Raw genomic sequence first — 14,546 nt, forward strand, 5'->3', positions numbered from 1 at the left:
CGGCCGGGCTCGGGCCTGGCTCGGGCCTGGCTCGGGCGGGGTTGATCGACTCGGCTTTCTTGAAATCGGGGTGTCCCGGTGCTGGGGACCCCCCGACTTGCGGTTGATCGACTCGGCTTTCTTGAAATCGGGGTGTTGCGGCGCTGGGGACCCACCGACTTCCTGAAAGCCGAGTCGATCATGTTGTGGCGAGCGCGCCGCGCTGCCCGGCGGGGACCGGTCGGGCCTGCCAGAATGTGCGGATGTCTCGTCCTGTCGACGCCCTGGATGCCAGCTTTCCGATCGCCGCCGCAATCGCGCTGGACCTGATCCGACGCCCCGAGGTGACCGAGCAGTGGCCGAGCCCGAGCGCGCTGCCACACCTGTCGGTGGGTGGCCTGGCGTGTCACCTGGGGCGTCAGGCGGTCCGTGCCGCGGAGCTGCTGCCAGCCCTGAGCGATCTGCCTACCCTGGAGTCGGCCGACAACCACTACGAGCGGGCCGCCTGGGTCACCGAGGGTTCCCCGGACAAGGCCTCCGTCGCCTCCGGCCCCGACGAGGCCGACGCCGCACGCGGGCCGGCCGACCTGCACGCCCGTTCCGCCCAGGCGCTGGAAGAGGTCAGCGACCTGCTCTCCCGGGGTGCCGCCCGTGACGTCGTGCCGATCCCGTGGCAGGGCTGGGCCCTTCCGCGCAGCGAGTTCCTGCTCACCCGTCAGTTGGAGATCGTGGTCCACTCCGACGACCTCGCGGTGAGCATCGGCGTACCCACGCCGGAGTTCCCGGCCGGCGTCTTCGACCCGGTACGCGACCTGCTGGTCCGCCTGGCCGTGCGTCGCAACGGCCAGTCCGCGCTGATCAGCGCGCTGAGTCGCAGCGAGCGAGCCCGGAACATCTCCGCCTTCTGACCGCCCGCCCCGTCGCCGACCAGCCGGCCCAGGACCGCTCGGGGCCCGGGGCCGCTCGGGGCCCGGCACCGCTCGATGCCCGGCACCGCCCGATGCCCGGCACCGCTCGATGCCCCGGCACCGCTCGATGCCCCGGCACCGCTCGATGCCCCGGCACCGCTCGATGCCCGGGACCGGGAGGCCTGGGCTCGGGGCCGCCCGGCGCTAGGGCTCGGGGCCTGCCCGGGCACCACGGGCCTGCCCCCCCCGGCGTCACCCCGCCCGTGATCGACTCGGCTTCCTGAAAGTCGGGGTGTCCCGGCCCGAGGAACACCGCGCCTTCAAGGAACGCGAGTCGATCACGGGCGGGACGGGGCAGCTCGGCGCGCGGAAACGCGGCAGGCCGCCGACCCGGAGGGTCGACGGCCTGCTGGCGAAGCGAGGAGCGGGTCAGCGCTCGCCGAAGGGGACGTAGTCCCGCTCGGCGGAGCCGACGTAGACCTGCCGCGGACGGCCGATCTTGGTCTCCGGGTCGTTGATCATCTCGCGCCACTGGGCGATCCAGCCGGGGAGCCGGCCGAGCGCGAAGAGCACCGTGAACATCTTGGTCGGGAAACCCATGGCCTTGTAGATCAGGCCGGTGTAGAAGTCCACGTTCGGGTAGAGCCGACGGGAGACGAAGAAGTCGTCGGCGAGGGCGATCTCCTCCAGCTCCATGGCGATGTCCAGCAGCGGGTCGGGCTTGGCCATCCGGCCCAGCACGTCCTGCGCGGCCTTCTTGACGATCGCCGCCCGCGGGTCGTAGTTCTTGTAGACCCGGTGGCCGAAGCCCATCAGCTTGACGCCGTCCTGCTTGTCCTTGACCTTGCGGACGAAGGACCGGACGTCGTCGTCGCCGGCGTGGATCTGCTGAAGCATCTCCAGCACCGCCTGGTTCGCGCCACCGTGCAGGGGGCCGAACAGCGCGTTCACGCCGGCCGAGACCGAGGCGAACAGGTTGGCGTTGCTGGAGCCGACCAGGCGGACGGTCGACGTGGAGCAGTTCTGCTCGTGGTCGGCGTGCAGGACGAAGAGCATGTCCAGCACCTTCGACATCACCGGGTCGACCTCGTACGGCTCCGCCGGCACGCCGAACGTCATCCGCAGCAGGTTGTCCACGTACCCCAGCGAGTTGTCCGGGTACAGCAGCGGCTGACCGATGGACTTCTTGTACGCGTACGAGGCGATGGTGGGGACCTTCGCCATCAGCCGGACAGTGGAGATCTCCACGTGCTCGGAGTCGAACGGGTCCAGGCTGTCCTGGTAGAAGGTGGACAGGGCGCTCACCGCGGACGAGAGCACCGCCATCGGGTGGGCGTCCCGGGGGAAGCCGTCGAAGAAGCGGCGCATCTCCTCGTGCAGCAGCGAGTGGCGCCGAATCCACTCGGTGAACTCGGTCAGCTGCTGCTCGGTCGGCAGCTCACCGTAGATGAGCAGGTAGGAGACCTCCAGGAAGGAGGACTTCTCGGCCAGCTGCTCGATCGGGTACCCCCGGTAACGCAGGATGCCCGCGTCGCCGTCGATGTAGGTGATCGCGGATGAGGCAGCGGCGGTGTTGACGAAACCGGGGTCGTACGTGGTCATCCCGGTTTCCTTCAGCAGCTTGCTCACCCCGATACCGGCGGGGCCCTCGACCGCAGGATGCACCGGCATCGACAGCTGCCCACCGGGGTGATCGAGCTTGACTTCCGTCATGTGGTTCCTCGCTTCGCCGGCAGATCTACGTTGAATTGCCTTCGCTTCTACCGTAATTGCGGCTCGGGGGACAACGCCCGCCGTGGTTCGGCGGTGAGGTATGCGTCACCCGATTCCCGACCGGGCGGCCGGGAAACCCGGTATCCCGTCAGACGGGACCGGACCGCACCGACCCTGGGAGCCAGGCCGGACCGACCCCGGAAGCCAGGTCACGACAGGGTGAGGCGTCGCAGCGTACCGTCCGTCGCGACCTGGAAGACGTCGAGCTGGTTGGTGCCGGCGTGGAACAGCTTGTCGTCGGCGAGCAGCGCGGCGAACCGGCGTCCGCCGGGGTCGGCCGGCACCACCGGGACGACGGCCCCGATGCGGCCGTTGACGGCGACGGCGAGGAGGGTGCCGTCCGGGATCCGGTCCGGGACGTCGCCCCAGACGAGTGCCGGGAGGGTGCCGGTGTCCGGGTCCGTGGCGGTGAACGCGGCCAGGTCGGCGACCCGGGCGCTGCCGGCGGCCGGGCCGGCGCGTACCTCGGTGCCGACCAGCGGGTGGGGTGTCGGCAGGGGCGGCGGGGCGGGCACGCCACCGGGGAAGGTGACCGGTTCGCCGGGGCGGTCGTAGAAGTGCTTCGTACCGTCGGTGCGGGGGGCCTGCCGGGCGGAGCGCCCGTCGACCCGCCAGGGCAACCGGACGCCGGCCTCGTCGGCCACGGTAGGCAGCAGGTCGACGTGTTCCCAGTTGCGGTCGTCCACCCGGCCGGTCTGCTGCCGGGGTTCCTTGACGAACGTCGGCACCCAGGCGACCTCGCCGGCGGCGGCCTTGATGGCGTCCATGCCCCGGCCCTGCGCGCCGGCGCGGAAGCTGACCCCGTGGTCGGCGGTCACCACGACGAGGGCCTGGTCGTAGAGGCCGTTGGCGCGCAGCGTCCGCAGCGTCTCGCCGATCAGCCGGTCGGTGTAGCCGAGTTGGGCGAGGTGCCGCTGCCGGGCCAGGTCGACCCACCCGGCGCCGTCGTTGGGCAGGTCCTCGGGGGCGTCGTAGCGCGCCCCGGACGGCAGGTACGCCCACGGTGAGTGCGGCATCAGCAGGTGCAGGAAGTGCAGGGTGGGCCGGGTTGTCGGCTTCAGCCCGGCCAGGAAGTTGGTGAACCGGGCCGGTTGGTTGTCGTCCAGGCTGTCCCAGCGGAACTTCGGGTCGGCCGGCACCGGTTCGGCGGCGTCCAGGCCGGCTTCGGCGCGGGTCTGCTCGCGGTAGGAGTCCTCCGGGTCGACGGCGCTCTCCGTCGGCCCGGCGACCCGGCCGAGCAGCTTGCCGGTCTCCCGGGCCAGCACGCCGAGCCCCTGCTCCGGGGTGACCGGCTGCTCGCAGCGACTGGGCGGGCAGAGCCGCGTGATGCTCTCCTCGGCTCGGATGTCGTACAGGCCGCCGAAGGCGGTGAAGATGTTGTCCGGGTACTGCGAGTAGTGCGGGGCGACCGGCTTGGCCGGGTAGCGGCCGGTGAGCATCGCCGGCAGCGCGTTGGGCGTCCACCCGCTGACGCCGGTGGAGTTGCGGTACCAGGTGGAGCTGCCGGCCAGCTCGGCGAAGTGCGGGTACCGCCCGGCGTCGATCTTCCCGTCCGCGCCGAGCAGGCTGACCAGTGGCAACTCGTCGAGGATCAGCATGACCACCGGCGGGTGCACGACCGAGCCCTGCGCCGTGCCGGCCGCGCCGCCGTCGCCACGCGGCAGGACCACCGCCGAGGTGGGCGAGGCGAGCAGGAAGAGTGCCACGAAGGCCACCGGGCCGGCGGCGGCCAGTCGCAGCACCCGGCCCGGCGCCCGCCACCGCCGGTGCGCGGCCGCGCCGGCGGCTCCGATCAGCACTGCCACCAGCAGCAGCGGTACGCCCCGAAGTGGCGTGACGTGTCGGCCCACCTGCACGGCGAGGGCGGCGACCAGCAGCCCGACCAGCGCGGTGTGGGTGAGGGCGCGGGCGGTCCGGCCGGCCAGTCGGCTGAGCCCGCCGAGCACTGCCACCGCAACTGTGGGGAGCACCGTCACCAGGGCGAGCAGCAGCAGGATCTGGGCCGGGTCGGCGCGGTGGAAGAGGAAGAAGTCGGGGCTGCGGCCGAGGACGTCCAGCAGTGGCTGGGTGACCACGAGACCGACCAGCGCGACGATCTCCAGCAGCCGGCCCAGCTCACCTCGCCAGCCCCGGTCCCACCGCGGTTCAGCCACCCATCACCGTCCGGTAGAGCGTGCGGGTGCCCGAGGGCAGTTCCAGCCGATCGGTGATCCGCCCTCGGGCGGCGAGCAACGTCTCGAAGGTGTCGCGTCGGTAGTCCGGGAAGAGACCGGCCGGCTTGTTGGCCAGCAGCCGCGTCGCCATCGGGTCCTCCGGGTGGACGAACTCCACCACCACCGCGCCGCCCGGCGCGGTCAGCCCGGCCAGCCAGTCGATGACCTCCGGCAGCGGCACGTTGCGCCCGATCGCGAGGTGGTGCACCACGGCCAGGGCGAGCACCACGTCGGCGGACGCCCGCTCGGCGAAGCCGGCCCGCTCGACGCCCCGCCAGCCGCCACCCGGCGAGGGGTCGGCCAGGTCCAGCACCAGCGGCAGGATGCGGCGCTGCCCCTCGGAGCGCAGCTGTCGGTACAGCTCGTCGACGACTGCGGGGTCCTGCTCGACGGCTACCACGTAGTCGGCGTGCCCGGCTGCCAGCCGGGAGTACCGGCCGTCGTTGGCGCCGAGGTCGAGCACCAGGCGGGGACGGGTGCCGGCGGCGACCGCGACGGCCACGAACTGTTCCTTCGCCACCCGGTCGCGGGCCGAGTAGCCGCACGTGCGTTGGTAGTCCGACCAGTGGCTCTCGGGCGGGCGGCGGTCCAGCTTGCGGACCAGTTTCTCGATGCCGCGTACGGTGGCGAGCAGCAACTCCCGGGAGAAGCCGGCGGCCCGCAGTTGGTCGCGTACGTCGGTGGTGCTCGCGGCGGCGTTGCTCTGCTGCATGGCGCCGTGCAGGTGCAGGTGGGTCAGCACGCCGGGGCGCAGCCGGCGGGCGCCGTTGAACAGTGGCCGCAACTCGTCGGCCTCGATGCCGTCGACCCGGGCGCGCAGCCACGGTTGGAAGTCGACGCCCAGGTGGGCGGTGAGCATCAGCGGGTAGAGCACGGTCTGGCAGAACTGCCGGTAGCCGGCCCACGGTTCGCCGTCCCGGACCGGCTCGAAGGAGCCGATGTCGATGAAGACCGGCTGGGCGCCGCGCCACTGGAGGTTGTACGCGGAGCCGTCCTTCGTGGTGAAACCCTCGCCGAGCGCGGCGGTCAGAATCTCCAGGTGCAGCAGGGCGGCGTCGCGCAGCATGCTGAACGACCACTCGTACGGGTGGGAGACGAACGGGATGCGCTCGTGGCGCAGCACGGCCGCCCACGGCGTTCCGGTCGCGGCCGGAACCAGGGTAGGCGGGGCGTCCTCGGTGGCGCAGACCTTGCGCGCGGCGACGAGCGCCGGGAAGAACGTGCTGCCGGTCAGTGCCCGCCAGTGCTCGGCGGCCTGGGGGTCCAGCCCGCGCAGCACCTCGTCGCCGACGTGGAAGACCCGGTTGGCGGGGTCGCGGAAGGAGGCCGGCTCCGGCCGTACCTCGGTGGGTGAGATCGCCATCGTCGTGGTTGGCCCGCTCAGCGCTGGTCGGTGGGTTGCCGGCGGAACCGGTCGACCAGCCGTCGCCAGTAGAGTTTCGCGGCGACCGCGGCGCCAGCCACCCCACCGACGACCGCCTGCACGATCAGGCTGCCGGACCCCGCGTCCAGGTAGGCCAGATGTTCCACCGATCGCTCCTTGCCCTCGCCGCCTCGACACCGGCGTCCCAGGGCGTACACCGATGAGGCTTTTGACCCAGAAAGCCGGACTTGTCCCTCACCGTACGCCGGTCGTCGTCGCTGTCGCGGGCACATCGGCGTACTCCCAGCCGCACCACAGAATGCGGCCGGGACGGCCGTCGACGCCGGTACGCTGCGCACGTGCCCTGGATGATCGTGGACGCGCCGCTGGACTCCTCCGGAGCCGGGCGCGGCGAGGAGCGGGCCCCGGCCGCGCTGCGCCGCGCCGGCCTGCGCGAGGCCCTGGCCGCCGACGACGACGGGCAGATCGACGAGGCGCGGTTGCGCGACCCGAACCGCGACCCGGCAAGCGGGGTGATCGGCGCGGCGGGCCTGGTCCGGGCCGGCGGCGCCATCGCCGCGCGGATCGGCGCGTTGATCGCGGACGGCCACCGGCCACTTGTGCTCGGCGGCGACTGCGCGATCCTGCCCGGCGTCTGCCGGGCCCTGCCCCCGGCGACCGACCTGTGGTTCGTCGACGCCCACCCGGATTTCCTCGACGGCACGACCTCACCGACCGGTGAGGCCGCCGACATGGATCTCTCGGTGGTCACCGGGCACGGCCCCGCCGCCGCTGTCGGCCCCGGCGGCGCGCTGATCGAGCCCGGCCGCGTCCACCTGCTCGGGCACCGCCCGGCCACCGACGAGAGCAGCCGGGTCGAGGCGGCCCGGATCGACCCGGCCATCCACCAGATCAACGCCGCCGAGTTGCGGCGCCGGGGCGCGGCGACGGTCGGCGCGAGCCTCGCCGCCGACGGGGACGGACCGGCCTGGCTGCACCTCGACCTGGACGTGGTGGACCCGCGAGACCTGCCCGCGGTGACCTACCCCGAACCGGACGGCCCGCGCTGGGCGGATCTGATCGCGCTGGTCACACCGTTGGCCCGCGCCGACCGGCTGCTCGGGATGAGCGTGACCGACCTGAACACCGACGAGGACCCCGACGGGCGGCACACCCGACGCGTCGTCGAGGTCCTCACCGAGATGCTGGTCGGCTGACCGGCACCGGTGTGCCGTGCGGCGACTATGCGTCAGCTGTGGGATTCGGCAGCCGGACGGTGAAAAGGGTCCGACCTGGACGGCTCTGCACCCCGACCGTGCCGTGGTGGGCCTCCACCACCGCCGCGACGATCGCGAGGCCGAGGCCGGTGCTGCCGTGCGCGCGGGATCGGGAACTGTCGCCCCGGGCGAACCGCTCGAACATCTCCGGTTGCAGCTCCACCGGCACCCCCGGCCCGTCGTCGGCGACGGTGAGCACGGCACTGGCGGCGTCGACGGCCAGTGTGGTGGTGACAGTGCTGCCGGGCGGGGTGTGCACCCGGGCGTTGGTGAGCAGGTTCGCCACCACCTGGTGCAGCCGGGCGGCGTCGCCCGGCACCCGGATCGCCACCTCGGGCAGTTCGAGCTGCCAGCGGTGTTCGGGACCGGCGACGTGCGCGTCACTGACCGCGTCCACCACCAGGGCGGTCAGGTCCACCGGTTCGACAGCCAGCGGCCGGCCGGTGTCGAGGCGGGCCAGCAGCAGCAGGTCGTCGACGAGGCTGGTCATCCGGGTGCTCTCCGACTCCACCCGGCGCAGCGCGTGCGCCACGTCGGCGGGAACCTCGTCACGGCCACGCCGGGCCACCTCGGCGTAGCCGCGGATCGCCGCGAGAGGCGTCCGCAGCTCGTGGCTGGCGTCAGCGACGAACTGGCGTACCCGGGTCTCGCTGGCCTGCCGGGCGGAGAGCGCGTCGGCGACGTGGCCCAGCATCCGGTTCAGCGCCACGCCGACCTGACCGACCTCGGTGCGCGGGTCGGTGTCGGCGGCCGGGACCCGGACGGCGAGCGCCACCTCCCCCCGGTCCAGGGGCAGCTCGGTGACGCGGGTGGCGGTGGCGGCCACCCGGTTGAGCGGTCGCAGGGTCGCCCGCACGATCAGCGCGCCCGCCACACCGGCGAGCAGCAGCCCGACGGCGGCCACCCCGACCTGTGCGGCGACCAGCGCCCAGACGGTCTCCTGGACGCCGGAGAGGGGGATCGCGACGACGCGTACCCGCCCGTCCCAGTACTGGCGGGCAACGGCCCGGTAGTCACCGCGATCGCCGAGGTCGACGGTGCGCGGTCTGGCGTCGACCGGTAGGTCCGCCAGCACGGCGACCTCCCCCACCGGGACGGACTGCTCGTCGGGGAACGGGTCGGCGCTGGAGGCGCTGTTGGTAAGGGTCCGGGCGCTGGCCACGCGGCCGTCGGTGATCTCGGCGACCACCGCGCCGGACGGCAACCCGCGCGGGATACCCGGTCCGTTGCCGGGAAACGCCGGCCGTCCCGGCCGGTCGCCCCGCATGGCCGTGGCGGGGGCCAACTGGGCGTCGAGCCGGTCGATCAGGAAGTGCCGCAGCGCCACAGTGGTCAGGCCACCGATGGCGACGCTGACCAACGCCAGCAGCGCGAGCAGGGCGAACACCAGTCGGGTACGCAGGGAGCGCCCGGCCAGCCACCGACGGGCGGCGCGCAGCGGGTGGCGCCTACTCGGCGGGTTTGAGGACATAACCCGCGCCGCGCAGCGTGTGGATCATCGGCGCGCGGCCGGCGTCGATTTTCTTGCGCAGGTACGAGATGTACAACTCCACCACGTTGGCCTGGCCACCGAAGTCGTAGTTCCACACCCGGTCGAGGATCTGCGCCTTGCTGAGCACCCGGCGCGGGTTGCGCATCAGGTAACGCAGGAGCTCGAACTCGGTAGCCGTCAGGGTGACGAGCTGGCCGGCCCGCCGAACCTCGTGGCTGTCCTCGTCGAGGCTGAGGTCACCGACGGTCAGCACCGCCTCCTCCCGGGCCGCGATCGCCAGCCCGGAACGGCGCAGCAGCGCGCGCAGCCGGGCGATCACCTCCTCCAGGCTGAACGGTTTGGTGACGTAGTCGTCGCCGCCGACGGTCAACCCGGCGATGCGCTCCTCGACAGCGTCGCGGGCGGTCAGGAAGAGCACCGGCACGGTGGGGGCGTGCTCGCGCAGCCGGCGCAGCACCTGGAAGCCGTCCAGGTCGGGCAGCATCACGTCGAGCACCACGGCGTCCGGCTGGAACTGTCGGGCGGTGCCCAACGCGGCCATGCCGTTGCCGGCGGTGCGGACCTGCCAACCCTCGTAGCGCAGGGCCATCGACAGCAGGTCGGTGAGCGTGGGTTCGTCGTCGACCACCAGCACCCGGACGGGTTCGCCGTCGGGGCGACGCAGCTCGATCCGGCTCGGCGCGGCCTGCCCGTTCATGACCATGGGCCCCATGGTGGCCGCCACGCCTGTGCCGCGCCCCTGCGGAAGCTGTGCGCGAGCTGTGCGGCCGGGCCGACGCGACGCCGGCGACGCCACCGGTCAGCCCCGCCTCGTGGTCACTCGGACACCCCGTACGCGTCCGTGCGCACGAACCGCATGCTCCAGCCGCCGGCCTCGTCGGGCCGGTCGCGCTCGTAGAGGTGGTCGGGGCCGGGCTGCACCGAGCCCGTGCCGTCCGGGTGACGCATGATCCAACGCTGGGGCGGGGCGCCGTCCGACCCGGCCGGCAGCAGCCGGACCAGGCCGTCCGCGGGCCCACCGACGAAGCGTACGGTGACCTCGCTCATCGCGGCGTCCCCTCGGGTGACCGTGCCGGCACAATCGGTGACACCGGCTCTGGCTCGCAAGCTACCGCACCCACCGCCGTGGCGCAGCGAGGTGCGGGGGGCCGTCCGCCCCGAATCGGGCTCCGGTTTGCCCAGCTCGGCGCTCGGGTACCGGCACCTCAGCACCCGCCGTCGGCGGGGCGAGGACGAGGAGCGGTCGATGCGGATGCTGGACGGGCGGTACCGGCTCGAACAGCGCATCGGTGTGGGCGGGATGTCCGAGGTGTGGCGGGCCTACGACCAGGTGCTGGACCGGCCGGTCGCGGTGAAGCTCCTCTCGCCCGGCCGCGACGATCGGGACGGCCCGGTGGACCGGATCCGGGCCGAGGCACGGTCGGCTGCCCGGCTGGAACACCCCAACGTGGCCAGCGTGCACGACTTCGGCACCTCCTCGACGTGGCCCGGCCGACCGGTGCCCTACATCGTCATGGAACTGGCCGAGGGCGAGACGCTCGCCGTGCACCTGCGCGCCGGTCCATTGGACTGGCAGATCGCGGTGCGGGTCTGCGCGGAGGTCGCCGCCGCGCTCGCCGCCGCGCACGCCGAGGGCATCGTGCACCGGGACGTCAAGCCGGCCAATGTCATGCTCACCCCGGCCGGGGTGAAGGTGCTCGACTTCGGCATCGCCATCGCCGCCGGTACGCCGGACCCGATGCCGACCGGGATGGTGCTGGGCACCCCGGCGTACCTGGCACCCGAACAGCTGGACGAGGCACCGGCCACCCCTGCCGCCGACATGTACGCCCTGGGCGTGCTCCTCTACTACAGCCTCACCGCCCGCCTGCCCTACCGCGCGGCGACCGCCAGCGAACTGCTGCTCGTCCGCCGCCGTCAGCCACCGGAACCGCTGCCCGACATCGCCGGGCTCCCGCCGGAGGTCGCCGAGCTGTGCCACTCCTGCCTCGCCGACGACCCCGAGCAGCGTCCGACCAGCCTGGTCGCCGCGCTGCTGCTGGCCGAGGCGGTGGACGCCCGGGTGTACGTGCCGATGACGATCCCGACGACCCGCCGGGCGGCCCCGACGTCGCCGTGGACCGAACGGGCCGCCGCGGAGGCCACCGAGGCGGTGGCGCTGGTGGACGAGCCGAACCTGCCCGCCGGGCGCTGACCGGACGACACACTGCGTTTCGCCGCGCGGCGAAGGGGTAGCCGGCCTGGTGAGCGACGGGAGAAACGCGATGCCGGATCAGAGTTCCTGGCTGCGTGAGGCCACAGCGACCGCCGAGGGCGGTCACGTACGCACCGACGATGGCGGGCTCTCCACCGCGCTGGCCTCACCGCTGGCGCCGCACTGCACCGGGCTGACCCCGGAACAGTTGCTGGCCGCGGCCTTCGCCTCCTGCCTGCATCACGCGGCGGTGGAGGTGGCCGGGGAGATCACCGACGAGGCACACACCGTGCAGGTCCGCGCGGAGGCGAAGCTGGGACGGGACAACGACGGTCGATACCGGGCCGACGTGCACGCGGAGATCTCCTCAGCCGGGCTGAGCCGAGATCAACTGGCCGACCTGGTCGAGTACGCCGACCGGCTCTGGCCGTTCTCCAGCGGCGACGCCAGCCGACACCGCCTGACCGTCACCCCAGCCGAGAACGGCCGACACTGACTCCACGCACGCCCCACCGCGCCGATCTTGCACCTTCGGTCGTCGATATGAGGGGCATGCCCCTATGTCGCGACAGCAAGTGCAAGATCGCCGAGGTGGGGGTACGGGGGCCGGTTGGTGGAGGCGTGCCTCGGTTGTTCGGCTGAGTCCTGAAGTTTGCCGGAGGTGCAGCTGGCGGAGTGGCGGGGCGACCGCATTCACCCGGCAAGTCGGGAATAACCGTCTGGAGCGATCCGCGAGGTTGATCTACTTCGCTCGTGTTTTGCCCAATAAAGTCGCCATGATCAGGGCAAATTGTGGCGCATGCCACCGTACGGGCTGGTGGCATCGGGCATTCAGCTCTTTAGCCTCGTCAGGTGCATCCCGACGACCCCTCCGCCCAGAAGCTGACCGACGCGCGCCCGAGCACCCCGTCGGACGACGCCGCATCAACCGAACGGACGACCGGCCGTCACCGCGCTCCCGACCCGTCGCGGCGTGCCCTGCTGCGCTCGACCCCGGTACGGGTGGCGCTGGCCACCGGTGTCACCTGCTGCCTCAGCCTCGTCGCGGTCGCCACCGCCAGAGGCAACGACGAAGCCCCCCGTACGGTTGAGCCGCTCGCCGAGGCGGTGGCCGACCGCGCCGCCATCGCCGACGAGCGCGCCTCCCGGTCACTGGATCGCGACGCCGCCCCCGCCCGGGTCCTGCCCAGCCCGACGGCGAAGCCCACGCCCACTCCCACCGCCGTCCGCAAAAAGGCGCCCAAGAAGCCGGTCAAGCCGCGCCGCCCCCGGCCGGTCGCCGGCCTCGACCAGGCACAGATGGACAACGCGAAGATCATCGTGGACGTCGGCCTGGAGATGAAGATGCCGCGCCGCGCCCTGGTGGTGGCACTGTCCACGGCCATGCAGGAGAGCAACCTCTACAACCTGGCCAGCGACGTCCTCCCGGAGTCGGCGGAGTACCCGAACCAGGGCAGCGGCTCCGACCACGACTCGGTCGGGCTGTTCCAGCAGCGGCCCAGTAGCGGCTGGGGCACTGTGGCCCAGCTGATGCGCCCGTCGTACGCCGCGCGGGCCTTCTACACGGCGCTCAACGAGATCCCCGGCTGGCAGGACATGAGCGTCACCGCCGCCGCCCAGGCCGTGCAGATCTCCGCCTACCCGGATGCGTACGCCCAGCACGAGGACCGGGCGACCACCGTCGCGGCGGCGCTCACCGCCTGAGCCAGAAGGGCACCACGCCCGCGCGCCTCAGCGACGGCCCGGCGGTGGCTCCGCGCCCGCGTCCGGGCCGCCGACCCCGACCCGGCTGCCCGGCACCCCGGCGGCTGCGGTGGGAGTGTCGGCGGGCACCTGGTCGACCGTCACCTGGCTGAGGATCTCGTCCACCCGCACCTCGCGCCGTCGGCGAGCGTCCAGCGCCGCCTCGAAGTCACGTCGGGCCTGCACGGCCTCCGCGTACGCCCGCTCCCGCACCCGTCGGGCCTCCTCGCGGGCCTCGTCCAGCTCGGCGCGGGCCTGGGCCCGGATCTCGGCGGCCTCGCGCCGCACCGCGTCACCGGCGTACCGGGGGGCGGCGACGTCGCCCAGATCGAGTCGCTGCAGGAGCCCACTGAGCCAGGCTGCCTCCTGGCGGATCTCGTCCCACTCCCGGGCCGCCCCGGCCGCGCCCTCGGCCCGCGCCGCGAGCCGGGACAGCCGGATCCCCAACTCGTCCAGGCAGTAATCCACCTGTCGCTGGTCGTAACCGGTCTCAACGACGGAGAACCTCATACTGTCGCCCCCCCAGGCAGCTGCTGTTACTTCCCCACCTGGATCCTCGGCCGCGACCGCTCGCGCCGAGGGGGTTCGGGAAAAATGTTCAGCATGCGCGCGGGTGGCGCGGGCCTCAGGTGCGCTTGGGCAGCACGACGACCCGGCCGAAGAACTCGTCGATGCGGCGAACCACGTCGTTGAAGTCGTCCAGGTCGATCGGCTTGGTGACGTACGCGTTGGCCTGCAACGTGTAACTGCCGACGATGTCGGTGTCGGCGTTCGAGGTGGTCAGCACGACGATCGGGATGGTCCGCAGATCCTCGTCCTGCTTGACCGCCCCGAGCACCTGCCGACCATCCATCCGCGGCATGTTCAGATCCAGCAGGATCACGTCCGGTCGGCGGGCCTGCTCGTGCCGGCCCTCGGCGCGGAGAAACTCCATCGCCTCCTCGCCGTCGCTCACCACGTCGATGATCTTGTCGACGTCGGAGTCCGCCAGCGCCTCCTCGATCATCAGCACATCACCCGGGTCGTCGTCGACCACCAGGATGCGTACCGGCTGCGGGCTGTCTACGCCCATCACTACCTGCCTCGAAGTCGGCGGGGACGGGACCCTGACGGTCACCGCGTTGGCGGGGGAAATGCTGGCGGGGAAATCTAGCCCATCATGAAGCACTGCGGGACGCGGGGTCGACCGACTCCGGTTCGTAGCGCAACACGTCGGCGAGACCGGTCACGCGCAGCACCCGCTCGACCCTCCCGTGGGCGCCGGTGAGCCGGAGCCACCCCCCGTCGGCCGCCGCCTGATTGTCACCCCGGACGAACACGGCCATCCCGGTGGAGTCACAGAACGTGAGGTCGGTCAGGTCGAGCAGGACCCGGGTCTCGCCCGCCGCGGTGAGCCGGTCGAGCGCGGCGGTCAGCTCGGGGGCGGTGCTCAGGTCCAGCTCGCCCACGAGCCGCAGGCAGGCGCCACCACCGTCGCGCTCGACGTAGTTGACGCTGAACGTCACCGTTCTCCCCCTCGCTCCACCCTCGGGTGGGACGTTTGCAGTCCGGCAAGTATACGCAGAGCTGACTCGTCCGCCGCCGAGCGCGGTGATCGCTCCGGG

General features: G+C 72.5%; 15 protein-coding genes. 5 read left to right on the forward strand and 10 right to left on the reverse strand.

Annotated elements, in window-relative coordinates:
• Positions 1-242: 242 nt before the first annotated feature.
• The gene (locus MED15_RS31990; RefSeq protein ID WP_112737755.1) at positions 243-887 is read left to right on the forward strand and encodes a maleylpyruvate isomerase N-terminal domain-containing protein; all 645 of its coding nucleotides are present in this window, start codon (positions 243-245) and stop codon (positions 885-887) included.
• A 429-nt stretch (positions 888-1,316) separates the two neighbouring features.
• On the opposite strand, the gene MED15_RS31995 is transcribed toward MED15_RS31990, so the two are convergent.
• The 4 genes from MED15_RS31995 to MED15_RS33725 all read right to left on the reverse strand — a co-directional run bounded on the left by MED15_RS31995 (position 1,317) and on the right by MED15_RS33725 (position 6,403).
• Entirely contained in the window at positions 1,317-2,600 is a 1,284-nt protein-coding gene (locus MED15_RS31995; protein ID WP_112587594.1) for a citrate synthase, read from the reverse strand.
• Positions 2,601-2,809: 209 nt separating this feature from the next.
• Entirely contained in the window at positions 2,810-4,813 is a 2,004-nt protein-coding gene (locus tag MED15_RS32000) for a sulfatase-like hydrolase/transferase (protein ID WP_112737757.1), read from the reverse strand.
• Positions 4,806-6,236 (reverse strand): class I SAM-dependent methyltransferase, encoded by a 1,431-nt coding sequence (locus tag MED15_RS32005; RefSeq protein WP_112737759.1) that lies wholly within the window; start codon positions 6,234-6,236, stop codon positions 4,806-4,808. Before MED15_RS32005 ends, MED15_RS32000 begins: the two co-directional genes overlap by 8 nt.
• 17 nt (positions 6,237-6,253) lie before the next feature.
• Complete coding sequence (locus MED15_RS33725; protein WP_165947858.1) at positions 6,254-6,403, reverse strand: hypothetical protein; 150 nt, start codon at positions 6,401-6,403, stop codon at positions 6,254-6,256.
• A 201-nt stretch (positions 6,404-6,604) separates the two neighbouring features.
• On the opposite strand from MED15_RS33725, the gene MED15_RS32010 reads away from it, so the two are divergent.
• Positions 6,605-7,453, forward strand: a complete 849-nt coding sequence (locus tag MED15_RS32010) for an arginase family protein (protein ID WP_112587600.1) — start codon at positions 6,605-6,607, stop codon at positions 7,451-7,453.
• Positions 7,454-7,478: 25 nt separating this feature from the next.
• Here the strand turns inward: MED15_RS32010 and MED15_RS32015 are convergent, their stop codons facing one another.
• The 3 genes from MED15_RS32015 to MED15_RS32025 all read right to left on the reverse strand — a co-directional run bounded on the left by MED15_RS32015 (position 7,479) and on the right by MED15_RS32025 (position 10,052).
• The gene (locus MED15_RS32015) at positions 7,479-8,984 is read right to left on the reverse strand and encodes a sensor histidine kinase (RefSeq protein WP_112587602.1); all 1,506 of its coding nucleotides are present in this window, start codon (positions 8,982-8,984) and stop codon (positions 7,479-7,481) included.
• The gene (locus MED15_RS32020) at positions 8,962-9,702 is read right to left on the reverse strand and encodes a response regulator transcription factor (RefSeq protein ID WP_372494781.1); all 741 of its coding nucleotides are present in this window, start codon (positions 9,700-9,702) and stop codon (positions 8,962-8,964) included. Before MED15_RS32020 ends, MED15_RS32015 begins: the two co-directional genes overlap by 23 nt.
• A 119-nt stretch (positions 9,703-9,821) precedes the next feature.
• The gene (locus tag MED15_RS32025; protein WP_112587606.1) at positions 9,822-10,052 is read right to left on the reverse strand and encodes a hypothetical protein; all 231 of its coding nucleotides are present in this window, start codon (positions 10,050-10,052) and stop codon (positions 9,822-9,824) included.
• Between the two features lie 199 nt (positions 10,053-10,251).
• On the opposite strand from MED15_RS32025, the gene MED15_RS32030 reads away from it, so the two are divergent.
• The 3 genes from MED15_RS32030 (at position 10,252) to MED15_RS32040 (ending at position 12,903) form a co-directional block, all read left to right on the forward strand.
• A complete protein-coding gene (locus MED15_RS32030; protein ID WP_112587947.1) occupies positions 10,252-11,199 on the forward strand; it encodes a serine/threonine-protein kinase in 948 nt (315 codons plus the stop codon).
• A gap of 70 nt (positions 11,200-11,269) precedes the next feature.
• Positions 11,270-11,695, forward strand: a complete 426-nt coding sequence (locus MED15_RS32035) for an OsmC family protein (protein WP_030332593.1) — start codon at positions 11,270-11,272, stop codon at positions 11,693-11,695.
• 356 nt (positions 11,696-12,051) lie between these two features.
• A complete protein-coding gene (locus MED15_RS32040) occupies positions 12,052-12,903 on the forward strand; it encodes a hypothetical protein (RefSeq protein ID WP_167457777.1) in 852 nt (283 codons plus the stop codon).
• A gap of 27 nt (positions 12,904-12,930) precedes the next feature.
• On the opposite strand, the gene MED15_RS32045 is transcribed toward MED15_RS32040, so the two are convergent.
• The 3 genes from MED15_RS32045 to MED15_RS32055 form a co-directional block, all read right to left on the reverse strand.
• Positions 12,931-13,452: an ATPase gene (locus tag MED15_RS32045; protein WP_112587608.1), complete on the reverse strand. Its 522-nt coding sequence runs from the start codon at positions 13,450-13,452 to the stop codon at positions 12,931-12,933.
• Between the two features lie 115 nt (positions 13,453-13,567).
• Positions 13,568-14,014 (reverse strand): response regulator, encoded by a 447-nt coding sequence (locus tag MED15_RS32050; RefSeq protein WP_112587610.1) that lies wholly within the window; start codon positions 14,012-14,014, stop codon positions 13,568-13,570.
• Positions 14,015-14,099: 85 nt separating this feature from the next.
• Entirely contained in the window at positions 14,100-14,447 is a 348-nt protein-coding gene (locus MED15_RS32055; RefSeq protein ID WP_112587612.1) for an STAS domain-containing protein, read from the reverse strand.
• Between the last annotated feature and the right edge of the window lie 99 nt (positions 14,448-14,546).

It is taken from the genome of Micromonospora noduli (assembly GCF_003264475.1).
Classification (GTDB): domain Bacteria; phylum Actinomycetota; class Actinomycetes; order Mycobacteriales; family Micromonosporaceae; genus Micromonospora; species Micromonospora noduli.

Excerpts from the sequence above, each read along its gene's own strand:
- MED15_RS31990 (WP_112737755.1), top strand. The coding sequence starts at position 243 with ATGTCTCGTCCTGTCGACGCCCTGGATGCCAGCTTTCCGATCGCCGCC.
- MED15_RS31995 (WP_112587594.1), bottom strand. The coding sequence starts at position 2,600 with ATGACGGAAGTCAAGCTCGATCACCCCGGTGGGCAGCTGTCGATGCCG.
- MED15_RS32005 (WP_112737759.1), bottom strand. The coding sequence starts at position 6,236 with ATGGCGATCTCACCCACCGAGGTACGGCCGGAGCCGGCCTCCTTCCGC.
- MED15_RS32010 (WP_112587600.1), top strand. The coding sequence starts at position 6,605 with ATGATCGTGGACGCGCCGCTGGACTCCTCCGGAGCCGGGCGCGGCGAG.
- MED15_RS32015 (WP_112587602.1), bottom strand. The coding sequence starts at position 8,984 with ATGTCCTCAAACCCGCCGAGTAGGCGCCACCCGCTGCGCGCCGCCCGT.
- MED15_RS32020 (WP_372494781.1), bottom strand. The coding sequence starts at position 9,702 with ATGAACGGGCAGGCCGCGCCGAGCCGGATCGAGCTGCGTCGCCCCGAC.
- MED15_RS32025 (WP_112587606.1), bottom strand. The coding sequence starts at position 10,052 with ATGAGCGAGGTCACCGTACGCTTCGTCGGTGGGCCCGCGGACGGCCTG.
- MED15_RS32030 (WP_112587947.1), top strand. The coding sequence starts at position 10,252 with ATGCGGATGCTGGACGGGCGGTACCGGCTCGAACAGCGCATCGGTGTG.
- MED15_RS32035 (WP_030332593.1), top strand. The coding sequence starts at position 11,270 with ATGCCGGATCAGAGTTCCTGGCTGCGTGAGGCCACAGCGACCGCCGAG.
- MED15_RS32045 (WP_112587608.1), bottom strand. The coding sequence starts at position 13,452 with ATGAGGTTCTCCGTCGTTGAGACCGGTTACGACCAGCGACAGGTGGAT.
- MED15_RS32050 (WP_112587610.1), bottom strand. The coding sequence starts at position 14,014 with ATGGGCGTAGACAGCCCGCAGCCGGTACGCATCCTGGTGGTCGACGAC.